This is a genomic window from Actinospineispora spinosispora DSM 44797, from assembly GCF_000429025.1.
GTDB lineage: Bacteria > Actinomycetota > Actinomycetes > Mycobacteriales > Pseudonocardiaceae > Pseudonocardia > Pseudonocardia spinosispora.
Genome location: NZ_KE386834.1, coordinates 397,335 through 418,469, shown reverse-complemented (window position 1 = coordinate 418,469; position 21,135 = coordinate 397,335). Strand labels below are relative to the sequence as shown.

Below are 21,135 nucleotides of genomic sequence, written 5' to 3'. Positions count from 1 at the left end.
GGATGACCAAGCACGTCCTGATCTGCGGCGCCAGCATTGCCGGTCCCGCCCTCGCGCACTGGCTGCACCGCTACGGCTTCACGGTCACCGTGCTCGAACGCGCGCCCGCGCCGCGCCCGGGTGGCCAGGCGATCGACCTGCGCGGCACGTCCCGGAAGGCCGTCGAGCGGATGGGCCTGACGGGCGCGGTCAGCGCCGCGTGCATCGATACCCGAGGGATGTCGGTGGTGAACGCGAGCAACAAGCGGCTCGCCAGCGTGTCGGCGGACCTGTACCGCGGTGACGACCTGATCGCGGAGATCGAAATCCTGCGCGGCGATCTGTCCTCGGTGTTGCACAAGGCCACCCGGGACGACGTCGAATACATCTTCGGCGATCACGTCACGGCGCTGCACCAGGATTCCGACGGCGTCGACGTGGTCCTCGCCAGCGGCGGCCAGCTGCGCGTCGACCTGGTCGTCGGCGCGGACGGGCTGCGCTCCGGGCTGCGGGAGCTGGTGTTCGGCCCGGAGTCCGAGCACGTCACCGATCTAGGCGTGTGCTCGGCGTCCTTCACCGTCCCGAACCGGCTCGAGCTGGACAGCTGGATACTCGCCTACTGCGAGCCGAACCGCACCGCCATGATCCGCGGCAGCCACGCCAACTCCGAGGCCACGGCGATGCTGAGCTTCGCCGGAACCCGCGCGGACTACGACCAGGGCGACACTCAGGGCCAGCAGGCACTGCTGCGCTCCCGATTGGCGGGCATGAGGTGGGAGGTGCCCTGGCTGCTCGACCGGATGGACGAGGCGCAGGACTTCTATTTCGACTCGTTCAGCCAGGTGAAACTGAAATCCTGGTCGAAGGGCAGGGTCGTGTTGCTCGGCGATTCCGCGTTCTGCTCCGCGCCCAGCTCCGGCCAGGGCACCGGCCTCGCGGTGGTCGGCGCCTACGTGCTCGCGGGCGAGCTGGCCGGCTCGCCCGACGACCACGCGACCGCGTTCACCAAGTACCAGAAGATCATGCGCGGGTCCGTCACAGCCGCGCAGAGGATGGGGCGGAGCGGCGCCAAGCAGCACGCCACGAGCAGCTGGATCGGCCTGTGGATCCTGCTTCAGGCGTTCCGGCTCATGCCGTACCCACCGACGAATTGGCTGGCGCGGTACCAGATGAGGAAGGTCGTCAACGCGGTGGACCTGCCCACCTACGGACCACTCGAGCTGGGCTGACTTCGCACGGCGCGCCCGCACTTCGCACGGGTTGTGCGGTATGCGAGGTGCAGGCCGAGTGTGCGAAGTGCGGCTCGCTACGTGGGATCAGGCGAACAGGGTGGTCGCCGTGACCGGAGTCAGGTTCCGCTGCTTCAGGTCGGCCAGGATCTGGGGGATCGCGGTCAGCGTGCCCTGGTGGCCCAGGTGCATGCTCACGACACTGCCTGCCTTCGCCTTGCGTAGCTGGGTGCGCACCGTCGCGGGGCCCGGGTCGGTCCAGTCGAGGGAGTCGACGTCGTAGGACAGCACCCGGCGGTAGCCCGCCGCGCCGGCCAGCTTCAGCAGCTCAGGCGTGGCGTGCTGGGCGGCTGACTGACGGAACCAGGCGCCGGGGCCGCCGGTCAGCTTGTCGATCTGGTCGCGGCACCGTTCGATCTCGGCGCGCTGCTGGGCGACGCTGAGCTTGGTCATGGTCTTGTGCGACCACGTGTGGTTGCCCAGCTCGTGGCCGAGGTCGGTGACCATCTTCGCCAGGTCGGGGTACTGCGCGAGCCAGGTGCCGACGGCGAGCACCGTGACGTGCGCACCGCCGTTCGCGAGGGCCTCCAGTACCTTGCGGTCGAGCGTGTTGTTGCCGGCGCCGTGGAAGGTCAGCGCGACCTCGGGCCGCCCGGTGGTCGCGTGGACCAGCTCCTCGGCGGGACCGGTCGGGGCTGCCGAAGGCGGCGGCGCGGCGGCCGCTGTCGTCGTCGGGGGCGCGGCGGGAGGCGGCGGGGCCGGTTCCGGCTCGGCGGGTGAACATGCCGCCAGCCCCAGTAGTGCTCCCGCCGCGACGCCGCCCCGCAGGAGCGCCCGTCTCGGGAGCCGGGCCGAACCCGATTCGCTCATCGGCCCATCATGGCCGGACCTAGCTGAGGGTCCGCACGCCCCCCGGATCCAGGACGGCGAGGACGTCGCGCAGCAGGTCCGCGAGGGTGCGAGCGGTGTCGTCGGGCAGCCGACCGAGCAGCGCCGCCTGAGCGGCGTTCGCCGCGAGCACGACCTCCTCGGCCGCCCGCACACCCTCCGGCGTGAGCTGGACCCGCACGCTGCGGCGGTCGTCCGGGTCGGCTTCCCTGCGCACCAGCCCGGCCGCGGTCAGGCGGTGCAGGACGTTTGTCGTCCCACCCGAGGACAGCAGCAGCGAGGACGCCAGCTCGTGCGGCTTGCGCCGGTAAGGGTGGCCGGCGGAACGCAGCTTGGACAGGACCTCGTACTCGGCCTTGGTCCGTCCCAGCCGCTCCAGCTCGATCTCGGTCGCCGCGTCGACGAGCCCGGCGAGCCGGGCGACGCGCTTGGTCAGCTCGAGCGGGAGACCGGCGACCGCCGGCAGCTCGGTCCGCCACGCCGCCGCCACATCGTCGACCACGTCACGAAACCCGGGGCTGGCACTCATGACCGGAGCGTATCGCCACCTATCCGATAGCTTTACACCAAGCTTTTCAGTAAGCTTTCTCAAAAGCTTTCTACTGAGAGGACTTCTGATGGCAACCGTGATCCGGGGCGGCCGGGTGGTCACCATGGACGGCGGAGACCGCGAGCTCGCAGTCGGTGACGTGCTGTTCGACGGCGGGATCATCAGCGCCGTCGACGAGCAGGTGACCGTTGCGCCGGGCACCGAGGAGCTCGATGCGACCGGCATGCTGGTGCTGCCCGGGCTGGTGGACACCCACCGCCACACCTGGCAGACACCACTGCGGCACCAGGGCGCGCAGTGGTCGCTCGGCGACTACCTGGAGCAGCTGCTCGGCCGGATCGGCGCGCGATTCCGTCCCGAGGACGTCTACGCGGGCACACTGTGGGGTGCGCTGTCCGCCCTGGACGCGGGCATCACGACACTCGTCGACTGGGCACACATCCAAACCTCACCCGCGCACTCCGACGCCTCCGTCGCCGCGCTGCGCGACGCCGGCATCCGAGCGGTCTTCGCCCACTGCGGGCCGATCCGCGCCGGTCAGCCGTATGCCGGCCACCCCGGGGACATCCGTCGGGTCCGCGCGGAACTGCTCGCCGACGACGGCGCGCCGGTGACGCTCGCGATGGGTGCGCTGGGCCCCGACTTCACCGACCTGGACACCACGGCCGCGGACTTCGCGCTGGCCAGGGAGCTGGACGTCCCGATCACCGCGCACGTCGCGGGCGGCAGGCCGGACTCGATGCGGCGCGGGATCGCCGCGCTGCACAGTGCCCGGTTGCTCGGTCCCGACCTCACGATCGTGCACGCCAACGGTGCCCCGGAGGCCGACCTGCGGCTGCTGGCCGAGCACGGCGGCAGCGTCTCGATCAGTCCGCAGATCGAGCTCACCATGCCGGGCCTCGGCGCATGCGTCGCGCTGCGCCGGATGCTCGCCGCCGGGCTGCGGCCCAGCCTCAGCGTCGACTCGGAGACCGTCGCCGCCTCGGACCTGTTCACCCAGATGCGGTTCGCGCTCGCCGCGCACCGCACCGGCGCCCCGGAGGACGAGACGCCGCTGCCAGCCCGCGAGGCACTCCGGATGGCCACCACCTACGGCGCCGAGGCCGTCGGGTTCAGCGGCCGGATCGGGTCGCTCGAGCCGGGCAAGGCGGCCGATCTGATCCTGCTGCGGGCGGGCTCGGTCGGCCTCTTCCCGGTCCACGACGCCGCCGACGCGGTCGTACTCGCCGCGCACCCCGGGATGGTGGACACGGTCATCGTGGCGGGTCGAACCGTCAAACGGGGCGGCCGACTGGTCGCCGACCTGTCCAGGGCCAGGGACCTGGTAACCGCTTCGGCCGAACGGGCGATGGCCGGGTAAGGTTCGCACCTTGTGGCCAGCCGTAACACCGGCCCCGGGGATGTGATCGTTCGTTGACCGTCACCGCGTCCGCCGAGCCGACCAAGATGCCGCCGCTGGCCCGCCCCCGGGTACTCGACGGCATCATCGTCCTCGCCTACTTCCTGGTGGCCTTCGTCCTGTACGTGGACCTGTGGCTCGACCTGAGCCACGGCTACCTGGTGGACAGCGGCGAGGACCAGAACCTCTTCGAGTGGTTCTTCGCGGTGCAGGCCCAGGGTCTCGCGCACGGGCACGTCCCGCTGTTCTCGACGCTGCAGAACTACCCGCTCGGCGTGAACCTGATGGGCAACACCGCGATGCCCGGTCTCGCGGTTCCCCTCGCGCCGCTGACCTGGCTGTTCGGCCCGACCGTCACCTGGGCGGTCATCCTCACCGCGGGGCTCGCCGGTACCGCGACCGGCTGGTACGTGGTGTTCTCCAGGCACCTCGTGCAGTCCCGGTGGGCCGCCGGGATCGGCGGGGCGTGCTGCGCGTTCGCACCACCGGTCATCTCGCACGCCCACGCGCACCCGAACTTCACCGCGATGTTCGTCCTGCCCGTCATCGTGCTGTGGCTTCTGCGGCTGGCCGAGCGCGGCCGCACGCTGCGAGACGGTCTGATCCTGGGGCTGCTGGTCGCCCTGCAGGTGCTGATCGGTGAGGAGCCGCTGCTCATCCTGGCCACCGGTCTCCTGGTCATGGTGCTGGCCTGGCTGGTCATGCGCCCGGCGCAGGTGCTCGCCGCCGCCCGGCGTGCTCTGCCCGGGATCGGTCTCGGGGCCCTCATCGCGGTGTGGCTGGTCGGCTATCCGCTGTGGATGCAGTTCTTCGGGCCGGCCAGCTACAAGTCGCTGCTGCACGGACCGGCGGGCAACGACCTGAGCGCGTTCGTCTCGCTGCCCCGGCAGTCCTTCGGCGGTCAGCTCGTCAACCCCGGTCAGTACGTCGACAACCCGACCGAGCAGAACTCGTTCTTCGGCTGGCCGCTGATCGGGCTGCTGGCCATCGTGATGGTGTGGCTGTGGCGCGAGATCCCGGCGCGGCTGGCCGGCATCACCGTCCTGGTGATCTTCGCTATGTCCTACGGCGGGCACGCCCTGCTCTACGGTCAGCCCACCGGCATTCCCGGTCCGTGGCTGCTGATGGGCAAGCTGCCGCTGTTCGAGTCGCTCATCGAAGCGCGGATGACGTTCGCGGCGCTGCCCGCGATCGGGATGCTGCTCGCGCTGGCCAGCGACCAGATGCTGCGTGCCTCGATGCCGAACCCGGTGCGCGGTCTCGGCTGGCTGACCCCGCGCCGGTTGTGGTTCGTGGCGCTGTCGCTCGCGGTGATCCCGATCCTGCCGGTGCGGTTCACCGTCGAGCCGCGACCGGCGGCACCCGCGTTCTTCACCGACGGCGCGTGGGAGCAGTACGTGCGACCCGGCCACACACTGGTCACCGTGCCGCTGCCGGCCGCCGGGTATGCGAGTCCGCTGCACTGGCAGGTCGTTGCGGGGCTGCGCTTCCCGATCGCGGAGGGCTACTTCGTCGGACCGGCGGGCCCGTCGAAGGACGGCACCTACGGTGCCGTGCCCACGCCCACCTCGGCGCTGCTCACCGGTGTCGCCCAGACCGGGGCCGTCCCGGCGCTCACCACCGCGAACCAGGCGCAGGCGGTCGCCGATCTGCGTTACTGGAACGCCGACGCGGTGGTCCTCGCCGCCGCCCAGCCGAACTTCGAAGCGCTACGCACGACGGTGGACCAGCTGCTCGGTCCGGGTCAGGGCCGCGACGGCGTGGTCGTGTGGAACGCCCGCGCGCTCACCGGCGGCTAGCCTCGCTGCGGTCCAGTGTGCGCAGCCAGGCCAGGACCGTCACCGCGGCCGCCAGCCAGGCGCCGCCGAGGAACCATCCGGTGAGCACGTCGGTCAGCCAGTGCGCCGCCAGGTAGATGCGGCTGACCCCGATGGCGAATGCCAGAACGACCGCGCCGGCGATCACCAGGTGCCGGTGCGACGCGCTGCGCAGGTTCAGGTAGGCGACGGCCGCGATGACGCCGAGCACCACGGTCGAGCCCAGCGTGTGCCCCGAGGGCAACGAGTGCCCCGCATAGTGGACGACCTGCTCGATCGGCGGCGGCCGGTGCCTGCGGTAGAGCGTCTTGAACCCGAGGACGAGCAGCCCGGAGCCTGCCGCCGTGAGTGCGACGACGACAGCCTGGTCCCGCCGGTCCGTACGCCAGAGGATCACCGTGGCCGCGAGGGTCAGCAGGCTCATCGCGGCGGTGCCGCCGATCGCCGCGAGCACGAGCGCCACGCCGGTCCAGAAGCCCGTCCGGTTCGCCACGAACCAGTCCAGCACCGGCTGGTCCAGCGCACCGAGACCACCGGTGGCGCCCTCGGTGCTGTCCTCCACCGCGTCGACGACCACCGACTGGGCCACCAGCAGCACGGCGGTGATCCCCGCGCCCACCCAGAACAGCGGCGGCACCGAGGGAACCCGGCGGCCCGCCCGGTTGGCGATCACCGTGAGGATGCCCGCCGAGACCACCGCGAGCAGGATGACCAGCGACAGCAGCAGAAATCCGTCGGCGAACCTCATTGGTCCCACGGTATCGACGCTGCTTAGGAGACTCCTGAGAGCCTGGGAATGACGTCAGCCGAGGCCGATCGTGATGCGCGGATGTTGCGCGGGGTCCAGCCAGCGCAGCAGGGCGATCACCGAGTCGCGCGGCGTCACCACACAGCCCGCCGACGCGACGCCTGCGTCCACGTGCACGAAGAACGCCGAACCCGCCCCGGAGCGAACCGGCGCGGTGTTGTAGCCGATCACCACGGCGTAGTCGTAGCTGGCGCCGGCGCGCCCCAGGTTCTCCCCGGCCTTCTCGTCGAACGTGCAGCTGCCGGGGGCGCAGCGGCGGTAGGTGTTGTAGGCGGCGCTGCGCGAGTCGCTGACCCACCAGTCGCTGTTGTCGACCTTCCGGTAGGGCATCTTCGTGCCCGGGTTCGCCTGGCGGCCGAAAGCGCTCGGCAGGTCGAAGGTGCCGCGCGGAGTCCGGTTCAGGCTCTCGTTGGTCGTGCCGACGCCCTGCGTGCCGACCCGCACCCGCACCGGACCGAGCGCCGAGGTCCAGGCCCCGCCGGGGCCCCGGGACCAGGCCTGCAGCGTGCCCGACGTGCTGGCGCCGTTCGGGACGAGCACGGTGACCAGCTGGTTGCTGCCCTCCGGCGCGTTCACTCCAGGTGGAAGCCCCGTGACGGCGGGCGTGACGTGCCCGGCGAGCTCGACCGGACGGGCGGCTCCGCCCGAGGCGACCACCGTCGCGAACAGAACAAGAGCCAGCACGGCCGACTTCAGGCACACCGATTCACGTCGAGGCATCACCCCCACTCTCTCAAACCACCCACCCGACCACCCCGCGGCCCACCCGATCACCTCACCCCCAATGGCACGAATGTGGCTATAGGGACGCTCAGTGTCCCTATAGCCACATTCGTGCCATCCGGAGGTGGGTGGTGGGGGAAGTGGACCGTTGGGGATGGTGCGGTGTGGCCCTGCCGAACGTGCGTGCCGGGTCCTAGCGTGACGGCATGAGGATTTTTGTTGCCGGCGCAACCGGCGCGATCGGACGCCAGCTCGTGCCGTTGCTGGTCGAACAGGGCCACCAGGTCACCGGAACGTCGCGGTCCGGGCACGGCGTGGCGTTGGTGAACTCGCTCGGCGCCGAGGGGGTGCTCGCCGACGCGCTCGACGCCGAGCGGCTGCACGAGGCCGTCGGCGCGGCGGCGCCCGACGTGATCGTGCATCAGCTGACCGCTCTGGGTGAGCTGGACTTCGCCGCGCACGGCCGGGTCCGCAGGGAGGGCACCCGAAACCTGGTCGACGCGGCCCGCGCCGCCGGGGTCACCCGCATGCTCGCGCAGTCGATCGCCTGGGCGTACGAGGCGGGCGGCGAACCCGCCGACGAGACGACCCCGCTGGACGTCGACGCCCCCGCGCCCCGGTCAGGCACGATCGGCAGTGTGCGGGCGCTGGAAGAGGCGGTCACCGAGCTCGACGACCACGTGATCCTGCGCTACGGCCTGCTCTACGGGCCCGGCACCTGGTACTCCGCCGACGAGCAGGTCGCCAGGCAGCTGCGTGCCGGCGAGCTGACGGCGGACGCGGCGGTCAGCTCGTTCGTGCACGTCGAGGACGCGGCGCTGGCCGCCCTCGCCGCGCTGGACTGGCCGGCAGGCGCGGTCAACGTCGTCGACGACGAACCCGCGGCGGCACGCGACTGGCTGCCCGCGCTGGCCGAGGCGCTCGGTGAACCCGCTCCCCCGGTCGCCACCGACGACACCCGGGCGGGCTGGCAGCGCGGCGCCACCAACGCCCTGGCCAGGAACAAGCTCGGCTGGACCCCGAGGTACCCGACCTGGCGGACGGGCTTCACCTCGCTGAGTTGATCCGGTCGGAGCAGACTGGCACCTCCCGGACTCACCCACCCGCCACCGAGAGGCACTGATGTCTGCTCCGACCAGCGGATCAACGACAGCACACGACCTGAAGCCGCGCAGCCGCGACGTCACCGACGGGTTGGAGCGCACCGCGGCGCGCGGCATGCTGCGCGCCGTCGGCATGCGCGACGAGGACTTCAACAAGCCGCAGATCGGGATCGCGTCCAGCTGGAACGAGATCACCCCGTGCAACCTGTCGCTGCAGCGGCTCGGTCTCGCCGCGAAGGAGGGTGTGCACCGCGCGGGCGGGTTCCCGATGGAGTTCGGCACCATCTCGGTGTCCGACGGCATCTCCATGGGTCACGTCGGGATGCACTACTCGCTGGTCAGCCGGGAGATCATCGCCGACTCGGTGGAGACCGTCGTGCAGGCGGAGCGGCTGGACGGCACGGTGCTGCTGGCCGGCTGCGACAAGAGCCTGCCCGGCATGCTGATGGCCGCCGCGCGGCTCGATCTGGCCGGCGTGTTCGTCTACGCGGGTTCGATCATGCCCGGCAAGGTCGGTGAACGCGAGGTCAACATCAGCGACGCGTTCGAGGCGGTCGGCGCCTGCTACAAGGGCCTGATCACGCGCGAGGAGCTGACCGAGATCGAGAAGGCGATCTGTCCGGGCGAAGGCGCCTGCGGCGGCATGTACACCGCGAACACCATGGCCTCGGCGGCCGAGGCGCTCGGGATGGCGTTGCCCGGTTCGGCGAGCCCGCCCGCCGTGGACCGGCGCCGCGACGGCATCGCCAGGGCGTCCGGTGAGGCGGTGGTGAACCTCATCGCGAAGGGCATCACGGCGCGCCAGATCCTGACGAAGGAGGCGTTCGAGAACGCGATCGCCGTGGTCATGGCGTTCGGCGGCTCGACGAACGCGGTGCTGCACCTGCTGGCGATCGCCCGCGAGGCCGAGGTCGACCTGACCCTGGACGACTTCAACCGGGTCGGCGACCGGGTCCCGCACCTCGCCGACGTCAAGCCGTTCGGTTCGTACGTGATGGCCAGCGTCGACCAGGTCGGCGGCGTGCCGGTGGTGATGCGTGCGCTGCTGGACGCGGGTGTCCTGCACGGTGACGTGCTGACCGTCACCGGCCGCACCCTCGCGGAGAACCTCGCCGACCTCGCCCCGCCCGACCTGGACGGCAAGATCGTCCACAAGATGGACAACCCCATCCATCCCACCGGCGGTCTGACGATCCTGCGCGGCTCGCTCGCCCCCGACGGCGCCGTGGTGAAGAGCGCCGGCTTCGACTCGGCGGTGTTCACCGGCACCGCCCGGGTGTTCGAGCGGGAGCAGGGCGCGCTGGACGCGGTCGCAGACGGCACCGTCACGGCCGGCGACGTCGTGGTGATCCGCTACGAGGGACCGCGCGGCGGGCCGGGGATGCGCGAGATGCTCGCGGTCACCGGCATGATCAAGGGCGCCGGCCTCGGCAAGGACGTCCTGCTGATCACCGACGGCCGGTTCTCCGGCGCCACCACGGGCCTGTGCATCGGCCACATCGCCCCCGAGGCCACGGAAGGCGGCCCGATCGCCTTCGTCAGGGACGGCGACCAGATCACCCTGGACATGACGACCCGCGAGCTGAAGCTGGACGTCCCCGAGGAGGAGCTGGCGCGCCGCCGCGAAGGCTGGGAACCCCTGCCCCCCGCGATCCGCACAGGCGTCCTGGGCAAGTACGTGAAGCTGGTCGGCTCAGCAGCCCACGGAGCAATCTGCTCGTGAGTCCCGTGAGCGGCAAGGGCGTCTACCGCGAAGCGGCGCCCTCGTGAGTGGCAAGGGCGTCTACCGCGCAGCGGCGCCCTCGTGAGTGGCAAGGGCGTCTACCGCGCAGCGGCGCCGCAGGCGTAGGCGCTCGGAGCACTCACGACAGCTTTTCCGTCGTGAGTGATCCGGGCGCCTATAGGCGCCCTTGCCACTCACGAGTCGACGGCGAAGCCGAGATGCCTTGAAGCCGGGCACGGGCTAAGCCGGGCACGGGGCCGTGGTCCCGACCGCGTGCACAGAGTGCACGGCCTCGGGGTCCTCGTGAGTGCTGAGGCCGCCTATAGCCGGACTGGACCCTCACGACGGAAAAGCTGTCGTGAGTGCCCACTCCGGCTACGCCTTCGGCGCCGCTTCGCGGTAGACGCCCTCATCACTCACGAGGTCAGGTTGTGCATTTCTTGTCTTCCAGGACCTCGTTGCCGGTGAAGCCTGAGCCGGTGAAGGTGTTGCCGGCGAAGGTGTTGTTGCAGCCCGAGGTGGCGGGCTGGGTGATCACGTGGGTCTGGATCAGGTCCTTCAGTGCGCTGCTGGCGCCGCTCGTGCGGTTGTTCACCACGCGGTAGCGCACACCCTTCACGTCGACCACCGAGTCGGCCGAGTTCTGGCCGCTGATCGCGGACCCGTCGAAGGAGTTGCCCGCGATGACGCCACCGCTGGTCTCCTCCTTCGCGTCGATGTTCTCCGCGGTGGTGGAGCGGAACTGGTTGTTCAGTGCCCGGTTGCCATTCGACAGGTCTGGTTTGCCGCCGGACTTGATCCCCCAGTTCGACTTCGCCGACCCGAAGTAGACACCCTCACCGAACTGCGGCTTCGTCTTGCCGGTGTGGTGGATCAGGCTGTGCTGGATCACGTTGTTGGAGCTGAAGTTGAGGAAGTGCACTGCTTCGGAGCCGCTGTTTCCCACGGTCAGGTGTGACAGCACGGCGTGGCCGGTGCGGTCGGTCATCACGCCCTTGTCGGCGCCGGTGATCGTGAACCCGGCGAGCCGCCAGTAGCTCGCACCGTTGAGGTGCAGCGCGTAGCCGCTGCCGGAACCGCCGTCGATCACCGCCGCGCAGGACCCGACGAGGGTGATCGGGTTGGCCGCCGTACCGGCCACCGTGGTGACGAACTTGCCGGAGTATCGGCCGTCGGCGAGCTCGATGGTGTCGCCGGGACGCGCCGAGGACAGGGCGGCGGTCAGCGCGGACGCGGTCGAGACCGGCACCCTGCGCCCGCCGGAGCGCGGCACGGCGACCGGTGTGTCGCCGGTGCTCCCGGCCGTCGAGCCCGAGGTGAATGCGCCGCTCGAGGAGCCGACGCAACCGGGCTTGCCGGACGCGGCGAGAGTGACCGAAGGTTGTTTCGCCGGCTCGGCCGCCGTGCGATCGGTCAGCGGAAAACCCGCGGCGTCCAGCTTCTCGTCGGGTGCCGGGACCAGACGTTGAGCCTCCACCGGCACGACGGCCTCGTCGGCACTGTCGACGACGGCGGGTCGATCGAGCGTGAGGAGCGCCGGAATCCCCGCGGGCCCGAGCGCGGGAACCAGGATGAACAGGATGACCAGCGGCCCGCCGAGCTGTCGACCAGCTCCGCGGACCGCCGAGGGGGACCGTCGTCGTCTACCGGCCATCGGGTCAGGGACCGCCACCCACGGCCGGGCCCTGGTAACCCGACTTCGAGGTCGCATCCATCCCGACCTCGTAGCCGATACCGGACGCGAGCTTGTTGCCCAGCACCTTCGCGCCGGTCGATCCGATGTCGAACGCGAACGCCTTGTCCACCTTGCCGCTGATCGTGTTGTTGCGGACGACCATGTTCTTGACGTCCTCGATCATCAGCGCCTGCGACGCGTTGGCCTCGCACACGTTGTTGGCGAAGGTGATGTTGGACGTGGTGCCCTTGCCGTCGCCCTCGCCGTCGTTCGGGCCTTCCGCGATGAGGCACTGGTTGTCGATGCGCTGGCACTTGTTGCCGCTGATCAACACGTTCTGGCTGGCGGGGGTGTCGCTCGCGAAGGTCTGCATGCAGTCGGCGTGCGCACCGCTGCCGTCCGGGCTGATGTCGGTGATCGTGTTGTTCAGGATCTTGAGGTTGTTGCCGAAGAACCGCAGGCCGTCGTAGTCACCGCCGGTCGGGTGCTTCACCGTGTTGTTCGAGACGGTGATGTTGTTGCCGGTCAGCTCGATGCCGGGGGCCTTCGGGCCGATCGAGGTGAATCCGCTGACCACGACGTTGCTCGCGTCGATCGTGATGCCCTTGATCGCGGTGGTGCCGTTGCCGACGATCTGCACCGGGTTGGTCGCGGTTCCGCCCTTGGACACGGTGAGCCTGCTGGCTCCCATGTTGCCGGTGGCACAGATCTTGTCGCCCGCCTTCGCGGCGGAGATGGCCTGGGTCAGCGCGGCCCCGGAGGTCACCTGCTTGGTGCAGTTGACCAACGAGACGGTGCCGCCGTCATCGGCCGCGGCCGCCTTCTTCTTGGCGGCGGCCTCCTTCTTGGCTTTGGCGGCGGCCTCGTCCTTCTCCTGCTCCTCCTTGGCTGCCGCCTCGGCGGCGGGGTCCGGAACGGGTGGCAGGATCGGCGCGGCCTGGGGCTGCTCGCCCTCCAGTCCGGCTGCCTGGGTCGAGTCGCCGAACGGCCCGATCGGGTCGTGTCGCAACGACCCGACCAGCGCGGTGCCGGCCACAAGAAGCGCACCCGTGGCGATGGCGGCCAGGCCGGCCTTCACTAACCGGGCATGCGATGCCGCTCGTCGGGGCGCGCTGGGCGCCCGACGACGGCCACCTGGGGAGCGGTGCCGTGACATGTCCTACCTTCCGGACCACCGGTCGGTATGGGCTCCGGCTGTGACCCATCGGGGTGTGGGCAGCCGTGCGGACTGGGGATTCCGCGCCCATTTTGTTACCTGACCTTCGCTGATCCGTGAGGAAAGGTATCGGATGGGTGATACCCACCGCTGCAAAAGGTTGCGGTCAGTGAGGCCATCGCACATATTGGCGCGGCGAACGGCCGATCAAGAGCCGAATGGCGCAGCACACATGCCGTTGATCGCGGTCCCCGGTTCAGCCGCCGAATGGCGCACGGATCGCGGACATCACGGGACCACCGTGACCGGCCACCGACCGGCACGGACCAGACGTACCGCGACCGAGCCGATCAGCCGGTGCCCCGCCTGGGTCGACGCCCCGACCACCACGGCGTCCACCTTCACCTCGTCCGCGACCCGTTCGATCTCGGTGACCGGGTCGCCGGAGCGCACCAGGAACTCGGCACTCACCTGGTAGGCCTTGGCATTTGCCCGGACATCCTCAAGAATCTCCTTGGCCACCTCGTCGTTACCGAAGTTGACCGGTATCTCGCCACCCATGCCCATTGCCATGCTGGCGAACGCCGGCTGGTTCGCTACGTACACACAGAGCAGTCGTGACCCCTGCCGGCGCGCGAGCCCGGCGGCCCACGCTCCCGCTCGGCTGGATGTGGTGGAGCCGTCGATGGCTACCAGGATCACCCCGGGGCCGTCGCCGGAGCAGTGGTTCGGCGTCACGTTGGACATGCCAATACTATAACTCTCTTTCATAAGTTACTGATAGACTTTGTGACGTGACAGAAACTCCGGTCTCCTCGGTCGATCATCACGAGATCGCCGCCGGGCTCGAACGCCTGATCTCGCTGCTACGACTGCTCAGCCCGAGCGGTGGAGTCAGCCTGACCACGGCGTCCACCCTGTACCGACTGGCCACGGCCGGGCCGGGCCGGCTGTCGGATCTCGCCATCGGCGAAGGCGTCACCCAGCCGGCCATGACCCAGCTGGTGTCACGGCTGGAGCGCCAGGGTCTCGCCGAGCGGCGCGACCACCCGGACGACCGCCGCGTCGTGATGGTCCACATCACCGAGGCCGGTCTGCAGATGCTGCGTCACCGTCAGCAGTACCGGGCGGCCCAGCTGACCGACCTGCTCGCGGCACTGCCGCCGGAGGACGAGCGCAGCATCATGGCCGCCCTGCCCGCCCTCACCCGCCTGATCGACCTCGGTACGTCGTCCGGCCGCCTGTGAAGGCCAACCCCTCCTCGCACACCGCGCACCATGCGGCCACACCGCGCCATGTGCACACCGCGCGGCGTGGACGAGCGGTGCGCGGTGTCGGCCGACGAGGCTAGCTGAGCGCGCCGGTCGCTTGTGCGAGCTTGCCGTGGCGGGTCGCCCAGCGCTCGAAGACGATCGTTCCGTAGGGCGGGATGCTGGAGAACAGCGCCCACAGGCCCACGCCGGTGGACCAGTTGCGACGGCGCCAGACCACGATCGTCAGGGCGACGTAGACCAGGAACAGCACCCCGTGGATCGGCCCGAAGATCTTCACGCCGATCTCGTCGAACACCACGAGGTACTTGAACACCATGCCGATGAGCAGCCCGGTCCAGGAGATCGCCTCGGCGATCGCGGAGATCCGGAACCAGTAGGACTCGTCGCGCGATTGCTCCATGGCACCACTCTGCCCGAGCTCAGTCCGAAGGCGCCGCACCGGTCGGCGTCGGGTCGGACACATACCCGTGCAGGAAGGCCGCGACCCCGGCACGGAGCGCATCGTCCACCTCGGCGTCCGTCGGTGGGTCGCCCCACGGCCGGTACTGCGAGGTCAGCTCCGCCGAGGTGAGCGCGACCAGGTGACCGGCGGCCCGGAACGGCTCCACCTCCCGCAGCAACCCCTGCCGCGCGAAGGCCGCCAGCCGGTCGGCGACCGCCCGCCGCACCCGGAGCGGACCCGCATCGCGCCAGTCGCGCAGCACCGCGTCCGGGAAGTGCGGCGCCTCGGCGGTGATCTGCCGGATCATCGCGAAGTGCTCGGGGTGGTCGAGTGACTGCCGCAGCAGAGCACGCCCGATCACCACGAGATCCGCTTCCAGCCTGGTGGCGCTCGACGGCTCGTCGCCCAGCTCGGAGCGCAGCGTGGTCTCGAACGTCTCGGCGACCTGGGTGGCGCTGGACTTGAGGACGACGGCGAACAACTGTTCCTTGCCCTCGAAGTGGTTGTAGATCGTTCTGGTCGACACCGCGGCCTCGCCTGCGATGGCGTCGATGCTGGTCCGCGAGTAGCCGTCCCTGCCGAACACCCTGCGTGCCGCGTCCAGGATGGCCGCGCGCTTGGGTGCCCGGCCACGCCGGGGCCGACTGTCCTCCTCCATGGCGCGTCACCCTATCCCTTGCTTTTCTGCCATACACGTTTTACTTTACTTTGCATGGAACCGCTGAGGATCGCCATCGTGCTGGGCAGTACCCGACCCGGTCGCCGAGCCGGAACCGTCGCCGATTGGGTGCTCGGCCGGGCCCGGTCCCGGTCGACGGCCCAGTTCGAGCTCGTCGACCTCGCCCACCACCGCCTGCCGCTGCTCGACGAGCCGGATCCCGCCATCCACGGCCACTACCTGCAGCCACACACGAAGGCCTGGGCGGAGACCGTCGAGGGGTTCGACGGCTTCGTGTTCGCGGTGCCGGAGTACAACCGCTCGGTCCCGGCGGCGCTGAAGAACGCCCTTGACTACCTGTACCGCGAGTGGAACGACAAGGCCGCCGGGATCGTCAGCTACGGTGTGGACGCCGGTGGCGCGCGGGCGGCCGAGCACCTGCGCTGCATCCTCGGCGAACTGAGGATCGCGGACGTCCGGTCCACCGCCGCACTGTCGCTGATGGACGACTTCACCGACGGCGAGCCGACCCCACGCGCGTTCCAGGTGCAGAAGCTGGACATGCTGCTCGACGAGCTGCTGAGCTGGTCGGGCGCGCTGCGATCGGTACGGATGGCCACGGTCCGATGACCACCTCGGCCGCACCGGACACCGCCGAGGGCACCGGTCCGATCCCCCGCCACGTGTGGCGGATCGCCGCGATCATCGCGTTCGGGGCGTTCACCGGCCAGCTCGACACCTCGGTCGTCAACGTCGGCCTGGACACCGTGGCGAGGGACCTCGGCGCAGGCCTGGACGCCGTGCAGTGGCTGGCGAACGGCTACCTGCTGGCGCTCGCCGTCTCCCTGCCCGCCTCGGGCTGGCTCACCCGCGGGCTCGGACCGTCCCGGCTGTGGCTCCTGGCACTGGCCGGCTTCACCGTCGCGTCCGCGCTGTGTGCGCTGGCCGGTTCGCTCGGCTGGCTCATCGCGCTACGGGTGCTGCAGGGACTGTTCGCCGGGCTGGTCGTGCCTGCCGGGCTGACCGTGATCGGACGGTCGGTCGGGCCGGGACGACTGGGCCGGGTCATGGCGACCCTGGGCGTGGTCATGACGCTCGCGCCCGCGCTCGGTCCCGCCGCCGGCGGGCTCCTGCTGCGGTTCGCGCCCTGGCCGTGGCTGTTCTGGATCAACGTGCCGATCGGGGCCCTCGGCATCGCGCTGGGCCTGCGCTACCTGCCCGGAGGGGGCGCCGACGTCGACGGCGGGCGGCTCGACTGGCCCGGCCTGACGCTGATCAGCGCCGCGGTCCCGCTGGTCGTCTACGGATTCGCGCGGTGGGGCGAAGGGGGCGGCCCCTGGGCGGTCGGGGTGCCGCTCGCGATCGGTCTGCTGGCACTCGCCGGTTTCGCGGTCCGGAGCGTCCGGCACGCCCGGCCGGTACTGGATCTGCGGCTGTTCGTGGTCCCGCGCTTCGCCGCCGCCGGTGTGACCAGCGCGTTTGCCAGCGCCGCGATGTTCGGTGCCGGGCTGCTGTTCCCGCTGTACTTCCAGGTCGGTCGCGGCGAGGACACGCTGAACACCGGTCTGCTGCTGATCTCGATGAGCGTCGGCAACGTCGTGGCGCTGCCGCTCGTCGGGCGGTGGGTGGACCGCTTCGGCGGCGGCCGGGTGTGCGTGGCCGGCGGCATCGGTTCCGTCGTCACGACGCTGCCGTTCGCGCTGATGGACCTGCACGCGGGCGACGTGCTGGTGCAGGCGCTGCTGGTCCTGCGGGGCGTGGCGATCGCCGCCGCGATGATGCCGCCGACCGTCTCGGCGTTCCGGGCGGTCACCGCCGAGCAGCTGCCCGATGCGACGACGCTGGTCAACATCCTGTCCCGGATCGGCGGGGCACTCGGCGGCGCGCTGTTCGCCGTCGTCCTGACCGGCACACTCCCGCTCGGCGCCGCAGCCGCGTTCCACACGGTGTTCTGGTGGCTCACCGGCGCCTCGGTCCTCGGCGTGGCCGGTGCCCTCTGGCTGACCGCCGCCGAACAGACCCGTGAGTGATTTCGGCTGCCAAGGCAGCCGAAATCACTCACGGGTCAGGTGAGCAGGTTGTCGCGCAGGGTGTCGCCGGTGTAGGCGGTGCGGTAGCTGCCCCGGTTCTGCAGCTCGGGGATCACCTTGTCGACGAAGTCGTCCAGGCCACCCGGGGTCAGGTGCGGCACCAGGATGAAACCGTCGCTGGCGTCGGCCTGCACGTAGTCGTCGATCTGCTGCGCGACCTGCGACGGCGTGCCGATGAACGACTGCCGCGCGGTGGTCTCGATGATCAGCTCGCGGATGCTCAGGTTGCGTGACTCGGCCAGCTCCCGCCACTGCTTGCCCAGCGCGACCGTGTCCTTCTCGTGCCGCACCCGGCCCCGCGTGATCGACACGCCCTCCGGGTCGGGGTCGACGTCGGGCAGCGGGCCGTCCGGGTCGTACGACGAGAGATCGCGGCCCCACACCTGTTCGAGGAACGCGATCGCGGTCTGTCCTCCGACCTGCTGGCGACGGACGTGATCGGCGCGTTCCTCGGCGTCCGAGGCCGTGTCGCCGAGCACGAAGGTCGCGGCGGGGAGGATCTTCAGGTCGTCCGGATGCCTGCCGTAGCGCGGCATGCGGCCCTTCAGATCCTTGAAGAACGCCTGACCGGACTCGAGGGTGCCGTGCCGGGAGAAGATCGCGTCGGCAGTCGCGGCACCGAACTCGCGGCCCGCGTCGGAGTCGCCGGACTGCAGCAGCACCGGGTAGCCCTGCGGGCTGCGCGGCACCCCGAACCGTCCGCGCACGTCGAACTGCTCACCGTGGTGGGCGACCCAGCCGATCGACGAGTCCGCCGCGAACACCCCGGCGCGCTGGTCTGCGAGCACCGCGTCGTCCGACCAGCTGTCCCACAGCTTCTTCGCCACCTCCAGGATCTCGGCCGCGCGGTCGTAGCGCTGTTCGGGCTTCAGGAAGCCGCCGCGCCGGAAGTTCTCCCCGGTGAACGCGTCCGAGCTGGTCACCAGGTTCCACGCGGCGCGACCGCCGGACAGGTGGTCGAGCGAGGCGAACTGGGTGGCGATCTCGTACGGTTCGTTGAACGTCGTGTTGATCGTGCCGCCGAGCCCCAGGTGAGTGGTGACCGCGGCGAGTGCGTTCAGGACGGTGAACGTGTCCGGGCGCCCGACGACGTCCAGGTCGTGGATGCGGCCCCGGTGCTCGCGCAGCCGCAGGCCTTCGGCAAGGAACAGGAAGTCGAACAGGCCGCGTTCGGCGGTGTGGGCGAAGTGGACGAACGAGGAGAAGTCGGTCTGGCTGCCGGACTCCGGGTCACCCCACACCGTGGTGTTGTTGACCCCGGGGAAGTGCGCGGCGAGGTGCACCTGCTTCTTCGCACTCACGCGGAGACCTCCGCGGCGGTGAAGTGGTTGGCCGGGCGGGGCAGCCCGAAGCGCTCTCGCAGCGTGCCGTTCGGCGCCTGCGCCGGGCGCAGCCCACGGTCGACCAGCAGCGGGACCAGGTCGTCCGCCACCGCGCGCAGCCCGTTCGGCAACGCCAGCGGGACCAGCGTGACGCCGTCCGCGGCACCGCCGAGGGTAGCGTCACCGATCAGGTCGGCCAGCTTCGCCGCGGTGCCGATCAGCTGGGCCGTTCCACCGGCCGGCTCCGAGACGCCGCCGTCCCAGTCGTCGAGCTGGGCCAGCACCCGCGCGGCCCGGTCCGCCGTGGCGGCGAGCAGCACCTCGATGTCCCACAGGACGGCGACCGAGTCCGGATCCCGACCCGCGGCGGCGACCGCGTCCCGGATCCGGTCCCGGGCGTCAGCGGCACCCGCGAGATCCGGTGCGGACACCCGTGCCACATCGGCCCAGCGGCCGATGACCTCGAGAGCCTCCCGCTCGTCGGCCCTGATCACCACGGGCGGGTGGGCCTGCGGCGAACGCGGCGTGATCGACGGGCCCTTGACCGAGAAGAACTCGCCGCTGAAGTCCAGGTAGTGCAGCTTGTCCCGGTCGACGTAACGGCCGGTCGTGACGTCCCGGATGACCGCGTCGTCCTCCCAGCTGTCCCACAGCCGGGCCACCACCTCGACCGCGTCGGCGGCTTCCCGCCACAGCGTCTCGGGTGGGGCGGCGTCCTTACGGCCGAACAGGTCCGCTTCGCGCTGCGAGCGGGACACGGCCGGTTGCCAGCCGGCCCGCCCGAGGCTCACGAAGTCCAGCGTGGCGATCGCCTTGGACAGGTGGAACGGCTCGGTGTGGGTCACGGTCGCGGTCGGGACCAGACCGATCGTGCTGGTCAGCGGGGCGATCCTGGCCGCGATCGCCACCGCGTCCAAGCGGCCGCGCACCAGCTGCTCCTCACCCGTCGCCGGTGGCACGAAGGAGTCGCCGATCGCCAGGAAATCCACCCGCGCCGCCTCGGCCAGGCGCGCGAGGTCCGTCCAGTAGCCGGCGCGCAGCAGCTCGGCGGGACGGGCGTCCGGCAACCGCCACGCGGCGGGGTGCCTGCCGGCACCATCCAGCTCGACAGCGAGATGGGTCATGCCGACGCCCCCTTCCAGTGCTTGGCCAGCAGCTCGTGGCTGCGTACCCGGTCGGTGTGGTCGGTCGTGACGCTCGTGACCAGCACCTCGTCGGCATCGGTCGCACTGGCCAGAGCGTGCAGCCGGTCCGCGACGGTGCTCGGCGAGCCGACGAACTGGGTGGCGAGGCGGTCCGCGACGCCGGCCCGTTCCTCGTCGGTCCACTGCCGGGCCCGCGCCTGCTCCGGGGTGACGTACGGCTTCGCGCCGCGCCCGGACTTGATCTCCAGGACCCATTCCCCGTACGGCGCGGCGAGCTCGCGCGCGGTCTCGTCGTCGTCCGCGACCACCACGTCGGCGGACACCATGACGTGCGGCGCGGCCAACCGGTCCGAGGGCCGGAACGCCACCCGGTACGCCTCGACCGTCTCCAGGACGAAGCTCGGCTGGATGTGGTAGCTCGCCGCGAACGGCAACCCGGCCGCACCGGCGGCCTTCGCGCTCTCCCCCGGGCTCGACCCCAGCACCCAGATCTGCATGTCGGAGCCCTCGGCCGGCAGGACGTGCAGCCGCTCGCCGTGCGCGCCCGGGTAGCTGCCCGCGATGAACGCGAGCACGTCGGCGATCTGTTCGGTGTAGTCCGGCGCGGGTTCGTCGAGCCGGTAGTCGAGCAAGCGGCCCAGGATCTCGTACGTCGCCGGATCACCCGGGTAGCTGCTCGGACGCGGCAGCACCAGGCCGTCGACCTCGCGGTCCGGCACGTCCGGCGGCCCGCCACCGGTCCGCTTGTTGAGGATCTTGCGCAGGTCGAAGCGGCCGAGACCGAGGTCCACCCGGTCCGGGTGCAGCGCCGCGATCGTGCCGAACTGCTCGGTGACCAGCAGCGGCGGCGAGTTCGGGAGCTGGACCGCACCCGAGCCGACCCGGATTCGGTCGGTCGCCCCCGCGATCAGCGCCACGAGCACGGCGGGCGCCGCCGAGGCCACGCCCTCGGCCAGATGGTGCTCGGCGACCCAGAAGCGGTGGTAGCCGGCCCGCTCGGCGGCCTGCGCGAGGTCGATCGTGTTGCGCAGCGCGTCCGTCGCGGTGCCGCCGGCCGGCACCGGGGACAGGTCGAGCACGGAGAGCGGGATCGATCGATCGGTCATCGGAACCTCTCGGCGGGTGGGGTGGACGTCACGAGAACTGCACGTGCG

The 21,135-nt window shown here is 70.7% G+C and carries 20 protein-coding genes; 8 read left to right on the top strand and 12 right to left on the bottom strand.

Features of this window, described 5'->3' with window-relative positions; translation table 11 throughout:
* The first annotated feature begins 2 nt into the window (after nt 1–2).
* The gene (locus tag G406_RS0131425) at nt 3–1,208 is read left to right on the top strand and encodes an FAD-dependent monooxygenase (RefSeq protein ID WP_028936874.1); all 1,206 of its coding nucleotides are present in this window, start codon (nt 3–5) and stop codon (nt 1,206–1,208) included.
* A gap of 87 nt (nt 1,209–1,295) precedes the next feature.
* Here the strand turns inward: G406_RS0131425 and G406_RS0131420 are convergent, their stop codons facing one another.
* Both G406_RS0131420 and G406_RS51070 read right to left on the bottom strand, forming a co-directional pair.
* A complete protein-coding gene (locus tag G406_RS0131420; protein WP_028936873.1) occupies nt 1,296–2,078 on the bottom strand; it encodes a polysaccharide deacetylase family protein in 783 nt (260 codons plus the stop codon).
* A gap of 19 nt (nt 2,079–2,097) precedes the next feature.
* Nucleotides 2,098–2,625: a MarR family winged helix-turn-helix transcriptional regulator gene (locus G406_RS51070; RefSeq protein ID WP_037079431.1), complete on the bottom strand. Its 528-nt coding sequence runs from the start codon at nt 2,623–2,625 to the stop codon at nt 2,098–2,100.
* Between the two features lie 88 nt (nt 2,626–2,713).
* Here G406_RS51070 and G406_RS0131410 point away from each other — a divergent pair, with 88 nt between their 5' ends.
* Together G406_RS0131410 and G406_RS51065 are read left to right on the top strand one after the other, a co-directional pair.
* On the top strand, nt 2,714–4,006 hold the full coding sequence (locus tag G406_RS0131410) for an amidohydrolase family protein (protein ID WP_028936872.1): 1,293 nt from the start codon (nt 2,714–2,716) through the stop codon (nt 4,004–4,006).
* A gap of 53 nt (nt 4,007–4,059) precedes the next feature.
* Nucleotides 4,060–5,844: a hypothetical protein gene (locus tag G406_RS51065; protein WP_037079430.1), complete on the top strand. Its 1,785-nt coding sequence runs from the start codon at nt 4,060–4,062 to the stop codon at nt 5,842–5,844.
* Here G406_RS51065 and G406_RS54730 read toward each other — a convergent pair.
* Entirely contained in the window at nt 5,831–6,610 is a 780-nt protein-coding gene (locus G406_RS54730) for a phosphatase PAP2 family protein (RefSeq protein ID WP_051342941.1), read from the bottom strand. The genes G406_RS51065 and G406_RS54730 overlap by 14 nt on opposite strands.
* A gap of 54 nt (nt 6,611–6,664) precedes the next feature.
* Nucleotides 6,665–7,390 (bottom strand): L,D-transpeptidase family protein, encoded by a 726-nt coding sequence (locus G406_RS0131395; protein ID WP_245607282.1) that lies wholly within the window; start codon nt 7,388–7,390, stop codon nt 6,665–6,667.
* A gap of 209 nt (nt 7,391–7,599) precedes the next feature.
* Here G406_RS0131395 and G406_RS0131390 point away from each other — a divergent pair, with 209 nt between their 5' ends.
* A complete protein-coding gene (locus tag G406_RS0131390) occupies nt 7,600–8,457 on the top strand; it encodes an NAD-dependent epimerase/dehydratase family protein (RefSeq protein WP_028936870.1) in 858 nt (285 codons plus the stop codon).
* A 58-nt stretch (nt 8,458–8,515) separates the two neighbouring features.
* Nucleotides 8,516–10,219 carry a dihydroxy-acid dehydratase gene (gene ilvD / locus G406_RS0131385; RefSeq protein WP_028936869.1) on the top strand — a complete coding sequence of 568 codons (1,704 nt, stop codon included), beginning with the start codon at nt 8,516–8,518 and terminating at the stop codon, nt 10,217–10,219.
* A 424-nt stretch (nt 10,220–10,643) separates the two neighbouring features.
* On the opposite strand, the gene G406_RS54725 is transcribed toward ilvD, so the two are convergent.
* The 3 genes from G406_RS54725 to G406_RS0131370 all read right to left on the bottom strand — a co-directional run bounded on the left by G406_RS54725 (nt 10,644) and on the right by G406_RS0131370 (nt 13,797).
* Nucleotides 10,644–11,930 (bottom strand): right-handed parallel beta-helix repeat-containing protein, encoded by a 1,287-nt coding sequence (locus G406_RS54725; RefSeq protein WP_169736822.1) that lies wholly within the window; start codon nt 11,928–11,930, stop codon nt 10,644–10,646.
* Nucleotides 11,878–12,972, bottom strand: coding sequence for a right-handed parallel beta-helix repeat-containing protein (locus G406_RS51050; RefSeq protein WP_245607281.1), 1,095 nt, complete (start codon nt 12,970–12,972; stop codon nt 11,878–11,880). Before G406_RS51050 ends, G406_RS54725 begins: the two co-directional genes overlap by 53 nt.
* Before the next feature lie 366 nt (nt 12,973–13,338).
* On the bottom strand, nt 13,339–13,797 hold the full coding sequence (locus tag G406_RS0131370; protein ID WP_028936868.1) for a universal stress protein: 459 nt from the start codon (nt 13,795–13,797) through the stop codon (nt 13,339–13,341).
* A gap of 47 nt (nt 13,798–13,844) precedes the next feature.
* On the opposite strand from G406_RS0131370, the gene G406_RS0131365 reads away from it, so the two are divergent.
* Nucleotides 13,845–14,297 (top strand): MarR family winged helix-turn-helix transcriptional regulator, encoded by a 453-nt coding sequence (locus G406_RS0131365; protein ID WP_028936867.1) that lies wholly within the window; start codon nt 13,845–13,847, stop codon nt 14,295–14,297.
* A 100-nt stretch (nt 14,298–14,397) separates the two neighbouring features.
* On the opposite strand, the gene G406_RS0131360 is transcribed toward G406_RS0131365, so the two are convergent.
* Together G406_RS0131360 and G406_RS51045 are read right to left on the bottom strand one after the other, a co-directional pair.
* Nucleotides 14,398–14,724 carry a DUF3817 domain-containing protein gene (locus tag G406_RS0131360; RefSeq protein ID WP_028936866.1) on the bottom strand — a complete coding sequence of 109 codons (327 nt, stop codon included), beginning with the start codon at nt 14,722–14,724 and terminating at the stop codon, nt 14,398–14,400.
* A 19-nt stretch (nt 14,725–14,743) separates the two neighbouring features.
* The gene (locus G406_RS51045; RefSeq protein ID WP_051342938.1) at nt 14,744–15,424 is read right to left on the bottom strand and encodes a TetR/AcrR family transcriptional regulator; all 681 of its coding nucleotides are present in this window, start codon (nt 15,422–15,424) and stop codon (nt 14,744–14,746) included.
* 54 nt (nt 15,425–15,478) lie between these two features.
* On the opposite strand from G406_RS51045, the gene G406_RS0131350 reads away from it, so the two are divergent.
* Nucleotides 15,479–16,054 carry an NADPH-dependent FMN reductase gene (locus G406_RS0131350; RefSeq protein WP_028936865.1) on the top strand — a complete coding sequence of 192 codons (576 nt, stop codon included), beginning with the start codon at nt 15,479–15,481 and terminating at the stop codon, nt 16,052–16,054.
* Entirely contained in the window at nt 16,051–17,454 is a 1,404-nt protein-coding gene (locus G406_RS0131345; protein WP_245607280.1) for a DHA2 family efflux MFS transporter permease subunit, read from the top strand. Before G406_RS0131350 ends, G406_RS0131345 begins: the two co-directional genes overlap by 4 nt.
* 35 nt (nt 17,455–17,489) lie before the next feature.
* Here G406_RS0131345 and G406_RS51040 read toward each other — a convergent pair whose 3' ends face one another.
* Genes G406_RS51040 through G406_RS0131330 form a run of 3 tightly spaced genes read right to left on the bottom strand, consistent with a single transcriptional unit; the run spans nt 17,490 to nt 21,087 of the window.
* Nucleotides 17,490–18,815, bottom strand: coding sequence for an NtaA/DmoA family FMN-dependent monooxygenase (locus tag G406_RS51040; protein WP_051342937.1), 1,326 nt, complete (start codon nt 18,813–18,815; stop codon nt 17,490–17,492).
* The gene (locus G406_RS0131335; RefSeq protein WP_028936863.1) at nt 18,812–19,960 is read right to left on the bottom strand and encodes an LLM class flavin-dependent oxidoreductase; all 1,149 of its coding nucleotides are present in this window, start codon (nt 19,958–19,960) and stop codon (nt 18,812–18,814) included. Before G406_RS0131335 ends, G406_RS51040 begins: the two co-directional genes overlap by 4 nt.
* Nucleotides 19,957–21,087, bottom strand: a complete 1,131-nt coding sequence (locus G406_RS0131330; RefSeq protein WP_028936862.1) for an LLM class flavin-dependent oxidoreductase — start codon at nt 21,085–21,087, stop codon at nt 19,957–19,959. Before G406_RS0131330 ends, G406_RS0131335 begins: the two co-directional genes overlap by 4 nt.
* Between the last annotated feature and the right edge of the window lie 48 nt (nt 21,088–21,135).

What these genes read in the sequence shown, in the direction of transcription:
- G406_RS51070 (WP_037079431.1), bottom strand. Translation starts at nt 2,625, where the DNA reads ATGAGTGCCAGCCCCGGGTTTCGTGACGTGGTCGACGATGTGGCGGCG.
- G406_RS51045 (WP_051342938.1), bottom strand. Translation starts at nt 15,424, where the DNA reads ATGGAGGAGGACAGTCGGCCCCGGCGTGGCCGGGCACCCAAGCGCGCG.
- G406_RS0131335 (WP_028936863.1), bottom strand. Translation starts at nt 19,960, where the DNA reads ATGACCCATCTCGCTGTCGAGCTGGATGGTGCCGGCAGGCACCCCGCC.
- G406_RS0131420 (WP_028936873.1), bottom strand. Translation starts at nt 2,078, where the DNA reads ATGAGCGAATCGGGTTCGGCCCGGCTCCCGAGACGGGCGCTCCTGCGG.
- ilvD (WP_028936869.1), top strand. Translation starts at nt 8,516, where the DNA reads ATGTCTGCTCCGACCAGCGGATCAACGACAGCACACGACCTGAAGCCG.
- G406_RS54725 (WP_169736822.1), bottom strand. Translation starts at nt 11,930, where the DNA reads ATGCGACCTCGAAGTCGGGTTACCAGGGCCCGGCCGTGGGTGGCGGTC.
- G406_RS0131360 (WP_028936866.1), bottom strand. Translation starts at nt 14,724, where the DNA reads ATGGAGCAATCGCGCGACGAGTCCTACTGGTTCCGGATCTCCGCGATC.
- G406_RS0131330 (WP_028936862.1), bottom strand. Translation starts at nt 21,087, where the DNA reads ATGACCGATCGATCGATCCCGCTCTCCGTGCTCGACCTGTCCCCGGTG.
- G406_RS0131350 (WP_028936865.1), top strand. Translation starts at nt 15,479, where the DNA reads ATGGAACCGCTGAGGATCGCCATCGTGCTGGGCAGTACCCGACCCGGT.
- G406_RS0131410 (WP_028936872.1), top strand. Translation starts at nt 2,714, where the DNA reads ATGGCAACCGTGATCCGGGGCGGCCGGGTGGTCACCATGGACGGCGGA.
- G406_RS0131345 (WP_245607280.1), top strand. Translation starts at nt 16,051, where the DNA reads ATGACCACCTCGGCCGCACCGGACACCGCCGAGGGCACCGGTCCGATC.
- G406_RS54730 (WP_051342941.1), bottom strand. Translation starts at nt 6,610, where the DNA reads ATGAGGTTCGCCGACGGATTTCTGCTGCTGTCGCTGGTCATCCTGCTC.
- G406_RS0131390 (WP_028936870.1), top strand. Translation starts at nt 7,600, where the DNA reads ATGAGGATTTTTGTTGCCGGCGCAACCGGCGCGATCGGACGCCAGCTC.
- G406_RS0131425 (WP_028936874.1), top strand. Translation starts at nt 3, where the DNA reads ATGACCAAGCACGTCCTGATCTGCGGCGCCAGCATTGCCGGTCCCGCC.
- G406_RS0131370 (WP_028936868.1), bottom strand. Translation starts at nt 13,797, where the DNA reads ATGTCCAACGTGACGCCGAACCACTGCTCCGGCGACGGCCCCGGGGTG.
- G406_RS0131395 (WP_245607282.1), bottom strand. Translation starts at nt 7,390, where the DNA reads ATGCCTCGACGTGAATCGGTGTGCCTGAAGTCGGCCGTGCTGGCTCTT.